Origin of the sequence: Patulibacter brassicae (assembly GCF_033949425.1) — a bacterium.
Taxonomy (GTDB): domain Bacteria; phylum Actinomycetota; class Thermoleophilia; order Solirubrobacterales; family Solirubrobacteraceae; genus Patulibacter; species Patulibacter brassicae.
On record NZ_JAXAVX010000007.1, the window covers coordinates 83431 to 98830 of the forward strand.

At 76.1% G+C, this 15400-nt stretch carries 13 protein-coding genes; 8 read left to right on the forward strand and 5 right to left on the reverse strand.

From position 1 onward, the window contains the following. The first annotated feature begins 221 nt into the window (after positions 1-221). The 4 genes from SK069_RS13740 to SK069_RS13755 all read left to right on the forward strand — a co-directional run bounded on the left by SK069_RS13740 (position 222) and on the right by SK069_RS13755 (position 4631). Positions 222-344, forward strand: a complete 123-nt coding sequence (locus SK069_RS13740; RefSeq protein WP_319954817.1) for a hypothetical protein — start codon at positions 222-224, stop codon at positions 342-344. Positions 345-499: 155 nt separating this feature from the next. Next, the gene (locus tag SK069_RS13745) at positions 500-1432 is read left to right on the forward strand and encodes a serine protease (RefSeq protein WP_319954818.1); all 933 of its coding nucleotides are present in this window, start codon (positions 500-502) and stop codon (positions 1430-1432) included. Positions 1433-1622: 190 nt separating this feature from the next. Next, on the forward strand, positions 1623-2963 hold the full coding sequence (locus tag SK069_RS13750; protein ID WP_319954819.1) for an MATE family efflux transporter: 1341 nt from the start codon (positions 1623-1625) through the stop codon (positions 2961-2963). A gap of 180 nt (positions 2964-3143) precedes the next feature. Then, positions 3144-4631 carry a hypothetical protein gene (locus SK069_RS13755; RefSeq protein WP_319954820.1) on the forward strand — a complete coding sequence of 496 codons (1488 nt, stop codon included), beginning with the start codon at positions 3144-3146 and terminating at the stop codon, positions 4629-4631. Positions 4632-4772: 141 nt separating this feature from the next. On the opposite strand, the gene SK069_RS13760 is transcribed toward SK069_RS13755, so the two are convergent. Beyond that, on the reverse strand, positions 4773-5555 hold the full coding sequence (locus tag SK069_RS13760) for a polyphosphate kinase 2 family protein (RefSeq protein ID WP_319954821.1): 783 nt from the start codon (positions 5553-5555) through the stop codon (positions 4773-4775). A gap of 112 nt (positions 5556-5667) precedes the next feature. On the opposite strand from SK069_RS13760, the gene SK069_RS13765 reads away from it, so the two are divergent. Together SK069_RS13765 and SK069_RS13770 are read left to right on the forward strand one after the other, a co-directional pair. Beyond that, on the forward strand, positions 5668-6327 hold the full coding sequence (locus SK069_RS13765) for a metal-dependent transcriptional regulator (protein WP_319954822.1): 660 nt from the start codon (positions 5668-5670) through the stop codon (positions 6325-6327). A 367-nt stretch (positions 6328-6694) separates the two neighbouring features. Continuing rightward, positions 6695-7597: a MerR family DNA-binding transcriptional regulator gene (locus SK069_RS13770; protein WP_319954823.1), complete on the forward strand. Its 903-nt coding sequence runs from the start codon at positions 6695-6697 to the stop codon at positions 7595-7597. Between the two features lie 83 nt (positions 7598-7680). Here SK069_RS13770 and SK069_RS13775 read toward each other — a convergent pair whose 3' ends face one another. Together SK069_RS13775 and SK069_RS13780 are read right to left on the reverse strand one after the other, a co-directional pair. After that, the gene (locus SK069_RS13775; RefSeq protein WP_319954824.1) at positions 7681-8142 is read right to left on the reverse strand and encodes a hypothetical protein; all 462 of its coding nucleotides are present in this window, start codon (positions 8140-8142) and stop codon (positions 7681-7683) included. A gap of 220 nt (positions 8143-8362) precedes the next feature. Beyond that, on the reverse strand, positions 8363-8779 hold the full coding sequence (locus SK069_RS13780) for a hypothetical protein (RefSeq protein ID WP_319954825.1): 417 nt from the start codon (positions 8777-8779) through the stop codon (positions 8363-8365). Positions 8780-8942: 163 nt separating this feature from the next. Between SK069_RS13780 and SK069_RS13785 the strand changes: the two genes are divergently transcribed. Together SK069_RS13785 and SK069_RS13790 are read left to right on the forward strand one after the other, a co-directional pair. After that, complete coding sequence (locus SK069_RS13785; protein WP_319954826.1) at positions 8943-12308, forward strand: isoleucine--tRNA ligase; 3366 nt, start codon at positions 8943-8945, stop codon at positions 12306-12308. Positions 12309-12453: 145 nt separating this feature from the next. Beyond that, a complete protein-coding gene (locus SK069_RS13790; protein ID WP_319954827.1) occupies positions 12454-13011 on the forward strand; it encodes a Uma2 family endonuclease in 558 nt (185 codons plus the stop codon). 137 nt (positions 13012-13148) lie between these two features. Here the strand turns inward: SK069_RS13790 and SK069_RS13795 are convergent, their stop codons facing one another. Both SK069_RS13795 and SK069_RS13800 read right to left on the reverse strand, forming a co-directional pair. After that, positions 13149-14054, reverse strand: a complete 906-nt coding sequence (locus tag SK069_RS13795; RefSeq protein ID WP_319954828.1) for an enoyl-CoA hydratase-related protein — start codon at positions 14052-14054, stop codon at positions 13149-13151. A gap of 139 nt (positions 14055-14193) precedes the next feature. After that, positions 14194-15279, reverse strand: a complete 1086-nt coding sequence (locus tag SK069_RS13800; RefSeq protein WP_319954829.1) for a phosphotransferase family protein — start codon at positions 15277-15279, stop codon at positions 14194-14196. Positions 15280-15400 lie beyond the last annotated feature (121 nt).

The window sequence follows — 15400 nt, forward strand, 5'->3', positions numbered from 1 at the left end:
TCCCGATCCCGAGTGCGGATCGGTTGGGCGCCGCGCGACGCGACCGGGGCCAGCGGGCCCGTCCCGGCGCGGACCGCCGGAGCCTACTCCCGGCCCCCGGAACGCCGCCTCCTCGCCGGGGCCGCGCCCCCGCGACCGTCGGGCTCGCGCGTCCGCGCGTTGCGCCCGCGAGGGCGGGCGCCTATCGTCGACCGGACATCGCGCACGACGCACGCGACACGATGCTCGCCGTCGGCTTGGACCTCGGGTACTACGCGCAGTTCCCCGGCGACGCGACCCACGCCCCGAGCGGGGCCCGGGGGCCGATCGTCCGGCTCCTCGGCCTGGGGCCGGTCGGCGGCTGAGGACGCTCCGGTCCGGGCGGGCGCCCACGCGGCGCCCGTTCCACCGGCTCCGGCGCGCGACGGCGCCCGCGGAAGCCGGCCCACGGGCGCCCGGCCCCGGGGTATGGTCGGCGCACCGGCCTACCGCCGGTAGCGAACGTCCGGAGGACCCCCCGATGCTGCGTCGCCTGCTCGCCCCCGCCGCCGTCCTCGCCGGCGCGCTCGCCGCGCCGGCGCTCGCCGCGCCGGGGCTCGCCGCGGCCGCGCCGACCTGGGCGCCCGCCGACGCGGCGCCGATCCGTCCCGGGTCCGAGACCCGCACGACCGGCGGCGGCCAGTGCACCTCGAACGTCGTGTTCACGATCGGCGACCGGGTGCTGCTCGGCCAGGCCGCGCACTGCGCCGGCACGGGCGAGGCGACCGAGACGGACGGCTGCGACGCGAAGAGCCTGCCGCTCGGGACGACCGTCGCGGTCGAGGGGGCCACCCGCCCCGGGCGCATCGCCTACAGCTCCTGGCTGGCGATGCAGCAGCAGGGCGAGACCGACCCCGACGCCTGCGCCTTCAACGACCTCGCGCTGATCGAGCTCGACCCCGCCGACGCGCGCCGGGTGAACCCGAGCGTGCCGTTCTGGGGCGGCCCGACCGGCCTGGGAGCGACGACGTCCGCCGGCGACCCGGTCCTCTCGTACGGCAACTCGTCGCTGCGGGCCGGGCTCGAGCTGCTGAAGCCGAAGGCCGGCGTGAGCCTCGGCCAGAGCGGCGGCGGCTGGAGCCACGGCGTGCTGACGCTCACCCCCGGCGTGCCCGGCGACTCCGGCAGCGCGTTCCTCTCGCAGGACGGCCGCGCGCTCGGGACCCTGAGCACCCTGCAGCTCCTGCCGTTGCCGGGCACGAACGGCGTCGGGGACCTCGCGCGCGAGGTGGCCTACGCCCGGGCGCACGGGATGAGCGGGCTGACGCTCGCGGAGGGGACCGAGCGGTTCGCGACGCTCGACGCCGACCGCGCGGCGCGCGAGGTCGCGTCGCGGCTGGAGCGCGACGTCGCGCACGTCCTCGACGGCACGACGGTCGGGCGGCTGCTCGGCATCGTGGGCGTCGCCGGCTGACCCGGTCCGGAGCGCCGCGCGCACCGTCGTCCGCGGGCCGTCCCCGACCGCGGCGCCGGTCGCCCGGGCGAGGCCGGGACGTCCGACCGCGGCCCGGGACGTCCGCGCGGTGCGGTGGGACGCCCTACGCTCGCGCGGTGCTCGTCGACCCCGGACCGGCCCGCGCCGGCCGCTGAGGGACGGACCCGCGGTGGTCGCCCGTCCCCGCCTGCGCTCGCCGCACGACCGGCAGATCCTCCGGCTGGCGCTCCCGGCGCTCCTGACGCTCGCGGCGGAGCCGACGTACCTGCTCGTCGACACGGCGATGGTCGGGCACCTCGGCGAGCGCCCGCTCGCGGCGCTCGGGCTCGCGGCGTCGGTCCTCGCGACCCTCACGGGCCTCGGGACGGTCGCCACCTACGCGACGACCGCCGCGGTCGCCCGCCTGTCCGGCGCCGGCCACGAGGACGACCTGCGCCGGATCGCGGCGCAGGCGCTGTGGCTCGGCGCGGGGCTCGGCGTGCTCGGCGCCCTCGTCGCGGTGCTCGCCGGCCCGGCGTGGGTCGCGGCGCTCGGCGGCACGGGCGAGACCGCCGACGACGCCGTCGCCTACCTGCGGATCGCCGCCCCGGGGCTCGGGTTCGCGCTGCTCGGGATGGCCGCCCAGGGATGGCTGCGCGGCACGGGGGACCTGCGCACGCCGCTGCTCGTCGTGCTGCTGGGCAACGCGATCAACGTCGTCCTGAACCCCGTCCTCGTCTACGGCGCCGACCTCGGCCTCGCGGGCAGCGCCCTGGCGACCCTCACCGGCCAGGCGACGATGGGGCTGCTGTTCGCGCGCCTGCTCTGGCGCGGCGGCGCGGGTCCCGACGGCATGGCGCCGGCGTCGCGGCGCCCGTCGCTGGCGCTCCTGCGCCGGCTCGGGACGACGGGCCTGTTCCTCCTCCTGCGCACCGGCGCCCTGCTGGCGACGTTCGCCGTCGCCTCGGCCGTCGCGGCGCGCTCCGGCGACCCGTCGCTGGCGGCGCACCAGGTCGGCTGGCAGCTGTTCCTCTTCCTCGCCCTCGTGCTCGACGCGGTCGCGATCGCCGGGCAGGTGCTGATCGGGCGCGCGCTGGGCGGTGCCCGCGTCGCCGAGGCGCGCGACGCGTCGCGTCGCATGGTCGAGCTCACCGTCGCCGGCGGGACGCTCGTCGCGCTCGTGCTGCTCGCCGTCCGCGAGCCGCTGCTGCACGCGTTCACGACCGAGGCCGACGTGCTGGATCGCGCTCGCGCGATGTGGCCGCTGCTCTGCCTCATGCTGCCGTTCGCGGCCGCGGTGTTCGCCTTCGACGGCATCCTCATCGGGGCCGGCGACGCGCGGTTCCTCGGCCTGGCGATGGTCGCCGCGGCGCTCGTCGGGATCCCGTCGATGCTCGCGCTCCACGCGGCCGGTGCCGGGATCCGGGGCGTGTGGGCCGGGATCGTCGTGGTGATGGCCGCGCGCCTGGCCGGGACGTGGTGGCGCTATCGCGGCGGGCGCTGGGCCCGGCCCGGCGCCTGGCGCGGCTGACGCGCCGCGCGCGCCGCGGCCGAGGGCACGGCCGACGCGGGCGCACTCCGGGCTGGGTGCCGGCGCGCGCCGCGCGGGCGGTGGAGCGGTCAGGTCGGCGGTGCCCGCCGGACGACCACCGGTCTCGACGTGCGGGAGGTCCCCGATGCGCGATCCGCCGCCCGGCCCGAGGGTGATGCCATGTCCCGCTGCGCTCCCGTCCGCCGACGGGCGACCGCCGTGTCGCTCGCGGTCGGCGTCCTGCTCCCCCTCGGCGCCGCCGTCCCGGCCGGCGCCACGACCGTCGTCTACCGCGACGGGAACGACGTCCACCTCGCCAGCCCCGACGGCACCCTGCGTCGCCAGGTCACGACCGACGGATCCGCGAGCGCCTACTACACGCTGCCGTCCGCCGACGACGCCGGCAACGTCGTCGCCATCCAGGGCAGCGGCACCTCGCGGATGATCGTCCGGTTCCCGGTCGACGGGTCCACGCCGCAGCGCAACGTCATGCCGTGGAGGATCGGCTCGGGCGTGAACGCCGGACCGACGTGGTCGCGCGTGAGCCCCAGCGGCACGTCGCTCGCCTACGGGTACCTCTACAACCGCGACATCTTCAGCGCGCTGACCCCGACGCTCGCCGTCGTCGACCCGCGCGCGCCGGGCAACCCGACCTCGCCGACGGTGAACATCGCCGGCTGGACGGAGGGCAGCTGGTTCGGCTCGCGCCTGCTGGCCACGAACGGCACGCAGCTGCACGTCGAGGTCAACGGCACCTTCCAGCCGTGGCTCGTCGCGGGCGGCCAGTCGATCACCGGCGGCGACCTGTCGCGCGACGGCCGGCGGGTGCTCGTGCGGTTCGGCAGCGGCGTGCTCGAGCTCACGACCCTCGACGGCCGGCAGCCGCCGGCCGGCGGTCCGGTGACCGCCTGCCAGATCCAGCCCAACGGCAACGACGCGTTCTCCGGCCTCCCGCGCATGGCCCTGTCGGCGGACGGGCGGCGCGTCGCCTGGTCGGACGCGTCCGGCGTCCACGTCGCGACGGTCGAGCGCACCGACACCCCCGAGACGCCGTGCCGCCTGACCGACCGCGTCCGGCTCAGCGCGACGGGCGGGATGCCGTCGTTCAGCGAGTACACGCTGCCGACGCCCGGTCCCGGTCCCGGCGACCCCGATCCCGATCCCGATCCCGAGACCGATCCGGGCCCCGGACCGGGTCCGGGGCCGGAGCCCGGTCCCGGTCCCGGCACCGGCACCGGCACCGAGAAGCCGGGCGGCACGACCGGGCCCGGCACCGACGGCGGCACGACGCCCGACGGCGGCACGACCCCGGACGGCGGGAAGGGCGGCGACGGCAAGACGCCCCAGGACGGCGGAGCGGCGGCGACGGCCCGGCTGACGCTGTCGCGGACCCCGACCCTGCGCGCGTCGACGCTGCGGCGGGGGCAGCGGATCGCCGTCGGGACGAGCACCGCCGGCACGCTCACGGTCGAGCTCCTGCGGGGGAAGACGATCCTCGGCCGGGGCAGCGCCAAGGCGAAGGCCGGGACGACCCGCGCGACGCTGCGCCTGACCGCGGCCGGGCGCAAGGCCCGCGCCGTCGCCGGTCGGCGCCTCGTGCTGCGCATCACCCTGCGCCCGACCAGCGGCAAGGTCACGACGCTGCGGCGCACCATCCGGGTCCGCTGATCCAGGACCCGGGGTCCGGCCGGCGCCCGCCCACCCGGGGCGCCGGCCGGTCCTCCCCGGCGATCCCGGGCCGCGACCCGCAGCGGGCGTCCGCGCCGGCGGATCGCCGACGCACGGCCGGAGGCCCGGAGCCGCGCCGCCTCAGTCGAGCGGATCGGGCAACGCGAACCCCAGCTCCGCGCAGCGCTCCTCGATCCGGCGCACGACCGTCTCGATCACGGCGACGCGCGCCCAGCGCTTGGAGTCCCCCGGGATGAGGTCCCACGGCGCGTCCTCGGTATCGGTCTCCTCGAGCATCTCCTCGATCGCCGCCTCGTAGGCCCCGCGTTTCTCGCGGTTGCGCCAGTCCTCGTCGGTGAGCTTCCAGGCCTTCAGCGGGTCGTCGCGCCGCTTGCGGAACCGCTGCAGCTGCTCCTCGTCGCTCACGTGCATCCAGCACTTCACGAGGATCGTGCCGTCGTCGTGGAGCATCCGCTCGAACTCGCGGATCTCGCGATACGCCCGTCGCCAGACCGGCTCCGGGGTGAGCTCCTCGACGCGCTCCACGAGCACGCGGCCGTACCACGTGCGGTCGTAGACGGCCATGCCGCCGCGGCCCGGCAGCGGCAGCCAGAACCGGTGCAGCCAGTGGTGGCGCAGCTCGTCCGGCGTCGGCGCCGCGTACTGGACCACCCGGTAGTGGCGCGGGTCGAGCTCCATCGTGAGCCGCTTGATCGCGCCGCCCTTGCCCGACGCGTCCCAGCCCTCGAAGACGACGAGCAGCGGCGGTCCGAGCGGGTGCGTGCCCTCCGCGCCCCGCGCGCCGGTCTGCCCGCCGAGCGTCAGGCGCAGCTGGCTCAGGCGCAGCTGGGCCGCCGCGAGCCGCTGATCCTGCTCCTTGCGGGAGAGCCGCAGGCTGAGGTCGAGCTCGTCGAGGCGTCCCATCGGCGGGAGGCTACGGGGCGCCCCAGCCCCGTTCCACCGCACCGGGCCGCTCGCGCGCCGGTGGTCCCGCGATCGACCGGTCCGGTGAGGCCGCCCCCGATACGATCGAGCGATGGCGAAGGTCACCGCGGGCGAGGTCGACTACCTCATGGCCCTGCTGCAGCTCGAGGAGGCCGGCCGGGACATGACGGCGGCGAACGTCGCCCGGGAGCTGTCGGTGTCCGCCCCGACGGTCCACGAGATGGTCCGCCGGCTCGAGGGCGACGGCCTGATCGAGCGCGACGCCCGCAAGCGGATCGCGTTCACCGCGCGGGGCGGCGAGATCGCGCGCGAGGCCGCCAGCCGGCACCGGATCGTCGAGCGGTTCCTCACCGACGTGCTCCACATCCCGTGGCACCGGGTCCACAGCGAGGCCGAGAAGATCGAGCGCACCCTGAGCGACGAGGTCGCCGAGCGGATGCGCGCGGCGATCGGCAACGCGACGACCTGCCCGCACGGGCACCCGATCGAGGCCGGCGCCCGGGTGCGCTGCGCGACCCGCCTCAACGAGGTCGAGCCCGGCACCCGGGTCACCGTCCTGCGCTTCGAGGACGAGCGCGACGCGACGCTCACCCCGATCGCCGACGCCGGCCTGCGCCGCGGGATCGCCGCGACCGTCGCGACGAGCGACGAGGACCAGGTCGTCCTGCGCCTGGACGACGGCGGCGACGCCACCGTCGGCGTCGACCAGGCGGGCACGATCACCGTCTGGTCCACGCCGACGGGAGACTGAGCGCGGGCCCCAGCCCGCGCGTCGGCCGTCACACCCGCGGGCACGCGTCGACGCGGCGCGGGCGTCCCGCGAAGACCGCTCCCGCTCCAAGGAGCGCGGGCCCCAGCCCGCGCGTCGGCCGTCACCACCCGCGGGCACGCGTCGACGCGGCGCGGGCGTCCCGCGAAGACCGCTCCCGCTCCAAGGGGCGCGGGCCCCAGCCCGCGCGTCGGCCGTCACCACCCGCGGGCACGCCTCGGCGCGGCGCGGACGTCCCGCGAAGACCGCTGCCGCTCCACGGGGCGCGGGTCCCAGCCCGTCCGGACGGCACGCACGGTTCGTTGCCGCGGTTGCCTCCGTGGGCGTCCCAGCGGAGGATCCGGCGGTCATGACCGCGATCCGCACCACCGCTGCGGCGGAGCTGCTCGGCGTCTCCGCCAGCACGCTGCGGTCGTGGGAGCGGCGCTACGGCTTCCCGACCCCCCAGCGGACGGGGGGCGGGCACCGGCAGTACGACCTCGAGGAGATCGAGGCGCTGCGCGAGTCGCTCGGCCACGCCTCCGACGCCGCGACGGCGGTCGCCCTCGCCCGGCGCGACCACGCCTACGACGGCGGTCGGGTCGCGGGCCGCAGCAGCGGCGGGGGGCGGGAGCCGTCGAGCGTCGACCGCCTGCGCCGCGCGCTGCGGCGCTTCGACGAGGCGCAGGCCGACCACGTCGTCGAGGAGTCGCTGCACCTGCGCTCGCTCGAGCGCTCCGTCGACGAGGTGCTGCTGCCGGCGATCGAGCGGCTCGACCGGGACCACCCGGGGTCCGCCGAGTACGCGTTCGGCTGGCGCTGGGGGTCGCGCTGGCTCGCGGCCGCCGCGCGGACCGCCCCGCCGGTGCATCGACCGCCGATCGTGCTGCTGCTCGACGGCACGACCACCGGCAGCCTCGACGCGCTGCGGGTGCAGGCCCTCGAGCTCGCGCTGCGCCGCTCCGGCGTCCTGCCGATCAACGTCGGCGCCGACCTGCCGGCGACCGAGCTCACCCGCGCGCTCGAGCGGATCACGCCCGACGCGCTCGTGCTCAGTGGTCGCGCAGTGCCGCTGGACCGGCTCGGCCGGCTCGTCTTCGCGGCGCAGCGAGCGGCCGGCGGCGAGCTGGCCGTGGTCGACTTCCACGGCCCGCTGCCGGAGCGCCGCGCCCAGGGCGTCGAGCGCCTGGACCCCGCGCCGCTCGTCGCCCGTTCGCGGCTGCTGCAGCTGCTGGACGGCGAGGAGCCGTTCCGCGTGCGGCGCGGTCGCTGAGGCGCCACGCCGCCGGACCGGCCGGGGGTCACCGGGGTCGACGCGGAGACCGGCCGGCGTCGGACGCCGACCGGCCGCGGGGACTACTGGTTGCGGCGGGACTCCGCCTGCGCCTGCAGGTCGCGGAGGGCCTGCTTGCCGCCGATCGACTGGAACAGCAGGAAGACGCCGTACGCGAAGGCGATCAGCGCGAGCACCCCGAGGTAGAAGCCGAAGCCGAAGTGCCCGTCGGAGATCCGCTGGATCACGAAGATGATCGCGAAGAGGACCGTCGCGGCCCCGAGGCCGGTGCCGATCTGATCGCCCTGCTTCTCGCCGACCGGCGCGACCTTCGCCAGCCGCGCGCCCTCGAAGGCGAGGGTGGCGATGAGGAACAGCCAGGCGACGGTGCCGAGCTCGTGCCAGCCGGACGCGCTGGCGCTGAAGCCACCGATCGAGACCTTGTACCAGGGCAGGAACGACGCGATGAGCAGCACGGCGCCGGCGCCGAGGATGAGCTTGCGGTGTAGGGGCAGGGCGGTGAAGTCCTGCTGGACGGTGGACAAGGGGGCTCCTGTCTCGTTGGGGTTGGGGGCTGCCGCAGCATCCTCGCTGCGGCGGCGGAACGCAATCGTCGCGCCCGGTCGCGGAGCCGTCCTGGCCGGATGTCATCCCCCGAGCGCGACCTCCGTCACGTTCGAGCGGGTCGGCCCCGCAGCACGCGCAGGCACGCATCGACGCGGGGCGGGAGCCCCGCGACGACCGCTCCCGCTCCCGGGTCGCGGGTCAGGCGCGGGCCATCGTGACCGTCGCGGTGCGGTTGGAGCAGCGCAGGGCCCGGCGGGCGTCGCGGACGCGGCAGGTGAAGGCGCCGCTGCGGAAGGTCCGGGTCGCCCGCAGCCGCGACCAGCCGTGGTAGCCCTCGTCGACGCAGGTCGACGTCCGCCGGATCGGGCCCGTCCGGCGCAGCACGGTCGTCGGGACGTCGCCGCCTGCGTCGCAGCGTCCGGGCGAGGTCGCGCGCGAGTAGTCCAGGCACCGCAGCGTGCCGCCCTGGACCCAGCACTCGACGTGCACGCCGCCGCGCAGGTCGAGCTGGAACCCCGGCGGCGCCTGGTCGCGGGCGGCGGCCGGCGCGGCGACGCCGAGCACGAGCGCGACGGTGGCGGCGAGGGCTCGCGGGGCTGGTCGGCGACGGAGCATGGACGCTGTATAGCCGACCCTCGGGACGCCGCCGGCGTGCGTGCCGGTCCGCGACCGGGCGGTGGACCCGCCGCGACACGCGACGGGCGGCGCTCCACCGGCCCGGGCCGTCCGCCCCGGCCGGCACGGCCCACCGACGCGGCGGTTCCTAGAATCGGAGGGGATGCCCCGCCGCCCGGTCGACCCGAACCAGTCGTTCCCCGCGCTGGAGGAGGCCGTCCTGGAGCGCTGGCGCGAGCGCGACGTCTTCCGCGAGTCGCTCCGTCGCCGGCAGGGCGCGGAGCCGTGGGTCTTCTACGAGGGGCCGCCGACCGCCAACGGCCGACCTGGCAGCCACCACGTCCTCTCCCGTGCCTTCAAGGACATCTTCCCCCGCTTCCAGACGATGCGCGGGAAGCTCGTCGAGCGCAAGGGCGGCTGGGACACGCACGGCCTGCCGGTCGAGATCGCGGTCGAGAAGGAGCTCGGCCTGAGCTCGAAGGCCGAGATCGAGGCCTACGGCATCGCCGAGTTCAACGCGAAGTGCCGCGCGTCGGTCTCGGAGTACCTCGAGGACTGGGACGCGCTGACGCAGCGGATCGCGTTCTGGGTCGACCTCGACGACGCGTACCGCACGCTCGATCCGAGCTTCGTCGAGCGCGTCTGGGGCGCGATCCGGGCGATCAACGACAAGGGCCTGCTCTACGAGGGCCACCGGGTCGTCCCGTACTGCCCGCGCTGCGGGACCGCGCTCTCCAGCCACGAGGTGGCCCAGGGCTACGCCGACGTCGTCGACACCTCGGCGTACGTCCGCTTCCCCGTCGAGGACCCGGCCGGCTCGGCGCTGCAGCCCGGCGACAGCCTGCTCGCCTGGACGACGACGCCGTGGACGCTGCCGGCGAACGCCGCGCTCGCCGTCCACCCCGAGCTCGAGTACGTGCGGGCCCGCGTGACGGGGCGCCCGCGCAGCGCCCCGTGGGCCGGGGCGAGCAAGGACGCCGGCGAGCCGCAGGCCGACGCCGAGGTGATCGTCGTCGCGAAGGACCTGCTGGAGCGCGTCGTCCCGATCCGCAAGCCGGGGCCCGCGAACGACCTCGTCGACAACGGCGTGACCGTCGAGGTGCTCGAGACGCTGACCGGCGCGCAGCTCGCCGGGGCGCGGTACCGACCGCCGTTCGCCTTCATCGCGCCCGAGGACTGGGGCCCGCGCGGCAACACGGTGCTCGAGGCGGACTTCGTCACCGCCACCGACGGCACCGGCGTCGTCCACACGGCGATCGCCTTCGGCGCCGACGACTACGCCCTGGGCACGGCCGCCGGCCTGACGATCCAGAACCCCGTCCGGCTCGACGGCACGTACGACGAGCGGATCACCGGCTACGCGGGTCGCGCGGTGAAGGACGCCGACCCCGACCTCGTCGAGGACCTGCGCAGCTCCGGCGCGCTCTGGCGCGCGCAGCCCTACGAGCACAGCTACCCGCACTGCTGGCGCTGCGGCACGGCGCTGCTCTACTACGCCAAGCCGTCCTGGTACATCGCCACGTCGCAGATCCGCGACCGGCTCGTGGCCGCCAACGACGACGTCTCCTGGTACCCCGAGCACGTGAAGGACGGCCGCTTCGGCAAGTGGCTCGAGGGCAACGTCGACTGGGCGCTGTCGCGCGAGCGGTACTGGGGGACGCCGCTGCCGGTGTGGCGCTGCGACGGCGAGGGCTGCGACCACCTGCACTGCATCGGCTCCTTCGACGAGCTCGAGGGCCTGTCGGGCCAGGAGCTGCCGGATCCGCACCGCCCGTACGTCGACGAGCTGACCTTCCCCTGCACCGCGGAGGGCTGCGAGGGCGGCACCATGCGCCGCGTGCCGGAGGTCATCGACGTCTGGTTCGACTCGGGCTCGATGCCCTTCGCCCAGCACGGGCAGGACCTCGCCACGACGAAGGCCCAGGGCCGCTGGCCGGCGGACTACATCTGCGAGGCGCAGGACCAGACCCGCGGGTGGTTCTACTCCCTGCTCGCGATCGCCGTCCTGCTGCAGCAGCCGGACCGGCCCGACGCCGACGGCACCGTCCGGGCGACGGCGACGACGGTCCGCGCGGCCGACGCCCCGGCCGACGCGGACTGGCAGGCCCCGTTCCGCAACGTCGTCTGCCTCGGCCTCATCCTCGACGGCGACGGCCAGAAGATGTCGAAGTCGCGCGGCAACATCGTCGTGCCGTGGGAGGTCATCGACCGCTACGGCGCCGACGCCTTCCGCTGGTACTTCTTCACGAGCAAGCAGCCGTGGGACGGCTACCGCTTCTCGACGGAGGCGATCGGCGAGGGCGTGCGGCTGTTCCTGCGCACGCTGTGGAGCACGTACTCGTTCTTCGTCACGTACGCCGACATCGCCGAGCGGCGGGGCGGCGGCCGACCGCCGGAGGGCGGCGGGGACGACGGCGGCGCGCTGCTGGATCGCTGGATCACGTCGCGGCTCGCGGCGACGGTCGAGGAGGTCACCGCACGGCTCGAGGACTTCGACGTGACCTTCGGCGGCCGCGCGATCGCCGCGTTCGTCGACGATCTCTCCAACTGGTACGTGCGCCGCTCGCGCCGCCGGTTCTGGGACGGCGACCGCGACGCGCTCGCCACGCTGCACCAGTGCCTCGTCGTCGTCGCCCAGCTGCTGGCGCCCTACACGCCGTTCGTCGCCGACGAGCTCTACGACAACCTCGACGGCACCGAGCCGTCGGTGCACCTCACCGACTGGCCGCGGATCGGCGTCCCGGCGATCCCGAACGGCCCGGCGCTGCAGCGCGACGAGGCGCTCGAGGCGCAGATGGCGATCGCGCGCGAGACCGTCCAGCTCGGCCTCGGCGCCCGCGGCCAGTCGAAGCTCAAGGTCCGCCAGCCCCTGCGCGAGGCCGTCGTCGTGGCCGCCGATCGCGAGCGCGAGGCGATCGAGCGCCTCGGCGAGGTCGTGCGCGACGAGCTGAACGTCCATCGGCTGCGGTTCGTCGCCGACGCCGACGAGCTCGGCTCGTTCGAGGTGAAGCCGAACTTCCGGACGCTCGGCCGGCGGTTCGGCAAGGCGATGCCGCAGGCCTCGGCCGCGATCGCCGCCCTCGACGGCAACCGGGTGGCCGAGACGCTGCGCGCCGGCGGGACCGTCGGCGTGACGGTCGAGGGCGCCGACCACGAGCTGACCGCCGACGACCTGCTGCTGCGGATGGAGCCGCTGCCCGGCTACCAGCTCGAGCGCGAGGGCAGCCACGCCGTGGCCCTCGAGCTCGAGATCGACGACGAGCTGCGCCGCGAGGGCCTCGCCCGCGAGGTCGTCCACGCGATCCAGGCCGCGCGGAAGGCCGCCGGGCTGGAGATCACCGACCGGATCCACCTCGTCCTCGACGGTGACGAGGAGCTGCTGGCCGCCGCGACCGAGCACGCCGACTACGTCAGCGGCGAGACCCTCGCCACCGCGGTCGAGCACGCGAGCGGCCGGCTCGGCGACGAGGCGCACGCGACGGAGATCGAGGACCTCCGCCTGCTCGTGCACGTCGCCAAGGCCGACTGACGGCCCCGCGCCCCGCCGGCGACGCGCGCCGGCGGGATCGTCGCGCTCCTGTCGCGACGCCGGCGCGGACCGGCCCCAGATCTGGCACGGGCGCTCGGAGGAGCCTCCCCGGCGCCGATGGACACCGGAGAGGAGCCGACCTACGATGAGCACCGTGACCGCGTCGCTGCCGATCGCGCGCTTCACCCGCGAGGAGTACCTGCGCCTGCCGGAGTCCTCGCCGGGGTTCCGGTTCGAGCTGCTCGACGGTGAGCTGGTCACGATGAACGACCCGCTGCCGCGGCACCAGATGGTGGTGATGGCGCTCGGCGCCGCGCTCTTCGGCTGGGCGCGCGAGGCCGCGGATCGGGGCCAGGTGCTGCTCTCGATCGACACCGACGTCGGCCGCGACACGATCCTCGGCCCCGACCTCCAGTGGTTCGCCGCCGACCGCGAGCTGCCACCGACGAGCGAGCGGCCGTGGCCGGTCGGCGACCTCGTCGTCGAGGTCGCGTCACCGTCGACGTCGCGCTACGACGCCCGGACGAAGCTCGCCCGGTACCTCGCCGCCGGGGCCCGCGAGGTCTGGCTCGTCGCGCCCGACCCGCTCGGCGCGCGCCTCGTGCGCCCCGGCGGCGAGACGGCCCTCGATGCCGACGGCGTCCTGCGCTCGCCGCTGCTGCCGGGGTTCGCGCTCCCGCTCACCGCGCTGCGCGACCGCTGACCGCGGGCGTTGGCGAGGGCCCCGGCCACGCCGCTCGGCGCCTTCTCGGCCGGTCGGCCCCGTGCGGGACGAGGGCGGCGTGCCGTCGACGGGTCGCGGCGGACGGCTCCGTGCCCCAGCCCCGTCCGACGGGGCGGCTACCGCGGGTCGTCCGCCGGGGCCTCGACGACGTAGGTCGCGCCCTCGGGGGCGCGCTGGTCGGTCGCCGCGCGCCACTCGTGGACGTAGGCCGGCAGGTCGCCGGAGACGGTCATCGGGAACCGCGGCGGGCGACGCTCCACGAACGACGCGACGCCCTCCGCGGCATCGGGCGTGCGGCCGAGGTGGAACAGGCCCAGCGAGTCGAGGCGGTGGGCGTCGGCCGGCGAGCCGTCGAGCATCGTCCAGAGCATCCGACGCGCGATCGCGTTGGCGACCGGCGCGCTGTGGTCGGTCATCTCGTGCGCGAGCGCCCGGGCGGCAGGGAGCAGCTCGTCCGGGGCGTGGAGGCTCCGCACGAGGCCGGACTCCAGTGCCTCCTCGGCCTCGAAGACCCGACCGGACAGCACCCACTCGACCGCCCGCGAGATCCCGACGATCCGTGGCAGGAACCAGGACGAGGCCGCCTCCGGCACGACGCCGCGACGGGTGAAGACGAAGCCGAAGCGCGCGTCGTGGGACGCCAGGCGCACGTCCATCGGCAGCGTGCTGGAGACGCCGACGCCGACCGCCGGGCCGTTGATCGCGGCGATCACCGGCTTCGCGCTCTCGAGCAGGCGCCGCGCGAGCGTTCCCCCGAGGTCGAGGTCGCCGTGCTCGCGGAACGCGTCCTCGTCGCGGTGGAGGATCGCGCCGCCGCCGGAGAGGTCGGCGCCGGCGCAGAACGCGCGCCCGCGCCCGGTGACGATCACGGCGCGGACCGCGTCGTCGGCGTCGGTCCGGTCCAGCGCCGCCAGCAGCTCGGCGCCCATCCGGTGCGTGAACGCGTTGAGCTTGTCGGGACGGTCGAGCGTGATCGTCGCGATCCCGTCCGCGACGTCGAGGTCGATCTCTCGGAACTCCATGGTGGTCCTCCGTGCATCGCTGAGGCCGCGCGGCGACGGCGTCGACGTCAGGCCCGTCCCGCTCCCGGCCGGAGCCACGCTCGCTCGCGGTGTCCCGGCCGGCGGAGCGGCGAACGGGCCAACGCCGGCCGCCGGGACCTCATGCCCGGTCGACGTCCAGGGCCGAGAGCGCGCCCCGCAGGAGCTCGGGCACGCCCTCCTCGAGCGCCGCGAAGAACGGATCCGACGCGCGGCCCTCGATCCAGCGACGGTACGAGCCCTCCATGAAGATCGCGCTCTTCCACAGCGCGAAGGCGACGTACCACTGGACGCGATCGGTCGAGCGGCCCGAGCGCGCCGCATAGCGGGCGGCGAGCTCCTCGCGCGTGCTGAACCCCGGGGCCGCGGAGGCGGCGTTGAGCTGCAGCAGCACGCCGTCGGCGTCGCCCGGGATCGCCCAGTTGGCCACGAGCCAGCCGAGGTCGGCGAGCGGGTCGCCGATCGTCGCCATCTCCCAGTCCAGGACCGCCACGAGCCGCGGCGGGACGCCGGGCGCGAACATGACGTTGCCCAGCCGGAAGTCGCCGTGCACGAGGGTCGCGGCGGGCGAGGTCGGCATCGCGGCCTCCAGCCGTGCCGCGACCGTCGCGACGTCGGGCAGGTCGCGGGTGGCGTTGTGCTCCCACAGCCCGCGGAAGCGCTTCACCTGCCGCTCGAGGTAGCCGTCGGCGCGGCCGAACCGCTCCAGGCCGGCGGCGCGCCAGTCCAGCTCGTGGATCTCGACGAGCGCGTCGACGAGCTCCTCGCCGATCCGGCGACGGTCCTCCGGAGCCCCGAGGTCCTCCGGCAGCTCGTCGGAGAGCACGCGGCCCGGCACGTGCTCCATGAGGTAGAACGGCGCGCCGATCGCCGCCGGATCCTCGTGGGCGAGCACGACGCGGGGCACGCGCACCGCCGTGCCGCCGGCGGCGGCCAGGACGCGGTGCTCGCGCAGGACGTCGTGCGCGGACGGCGGCAGCGGGCCGCGGGGTGGGCGACGCAGGACCCAGGCGTCGTTGCCGCGGCGGATGAGGAACGTGAAGTTCGAGTGGCCGTCGCCGATCGGCGCGGCGTCGACGGGGCCGTGACCCAGCCCGTGGGCGTCCAGCACCCGCTCCAGCTCGTCGAGGACGAGCACCGGCTCGACCGGACCGGCGACGTCGGCGCGGCGCCGGACGACGTCGACCACGGCGTCCGGGGCGGTCACCGGCTTGCCCCTCGGTCGACGGCCGACGAGCGGCGGGAGCGGTGAGGTCGCGAGGGAGTCGGGCACATGGTGATCGGGGCTGCCGGCCGAGGTCCGGCGAGGCGGCGATGCGCAGCTTGTC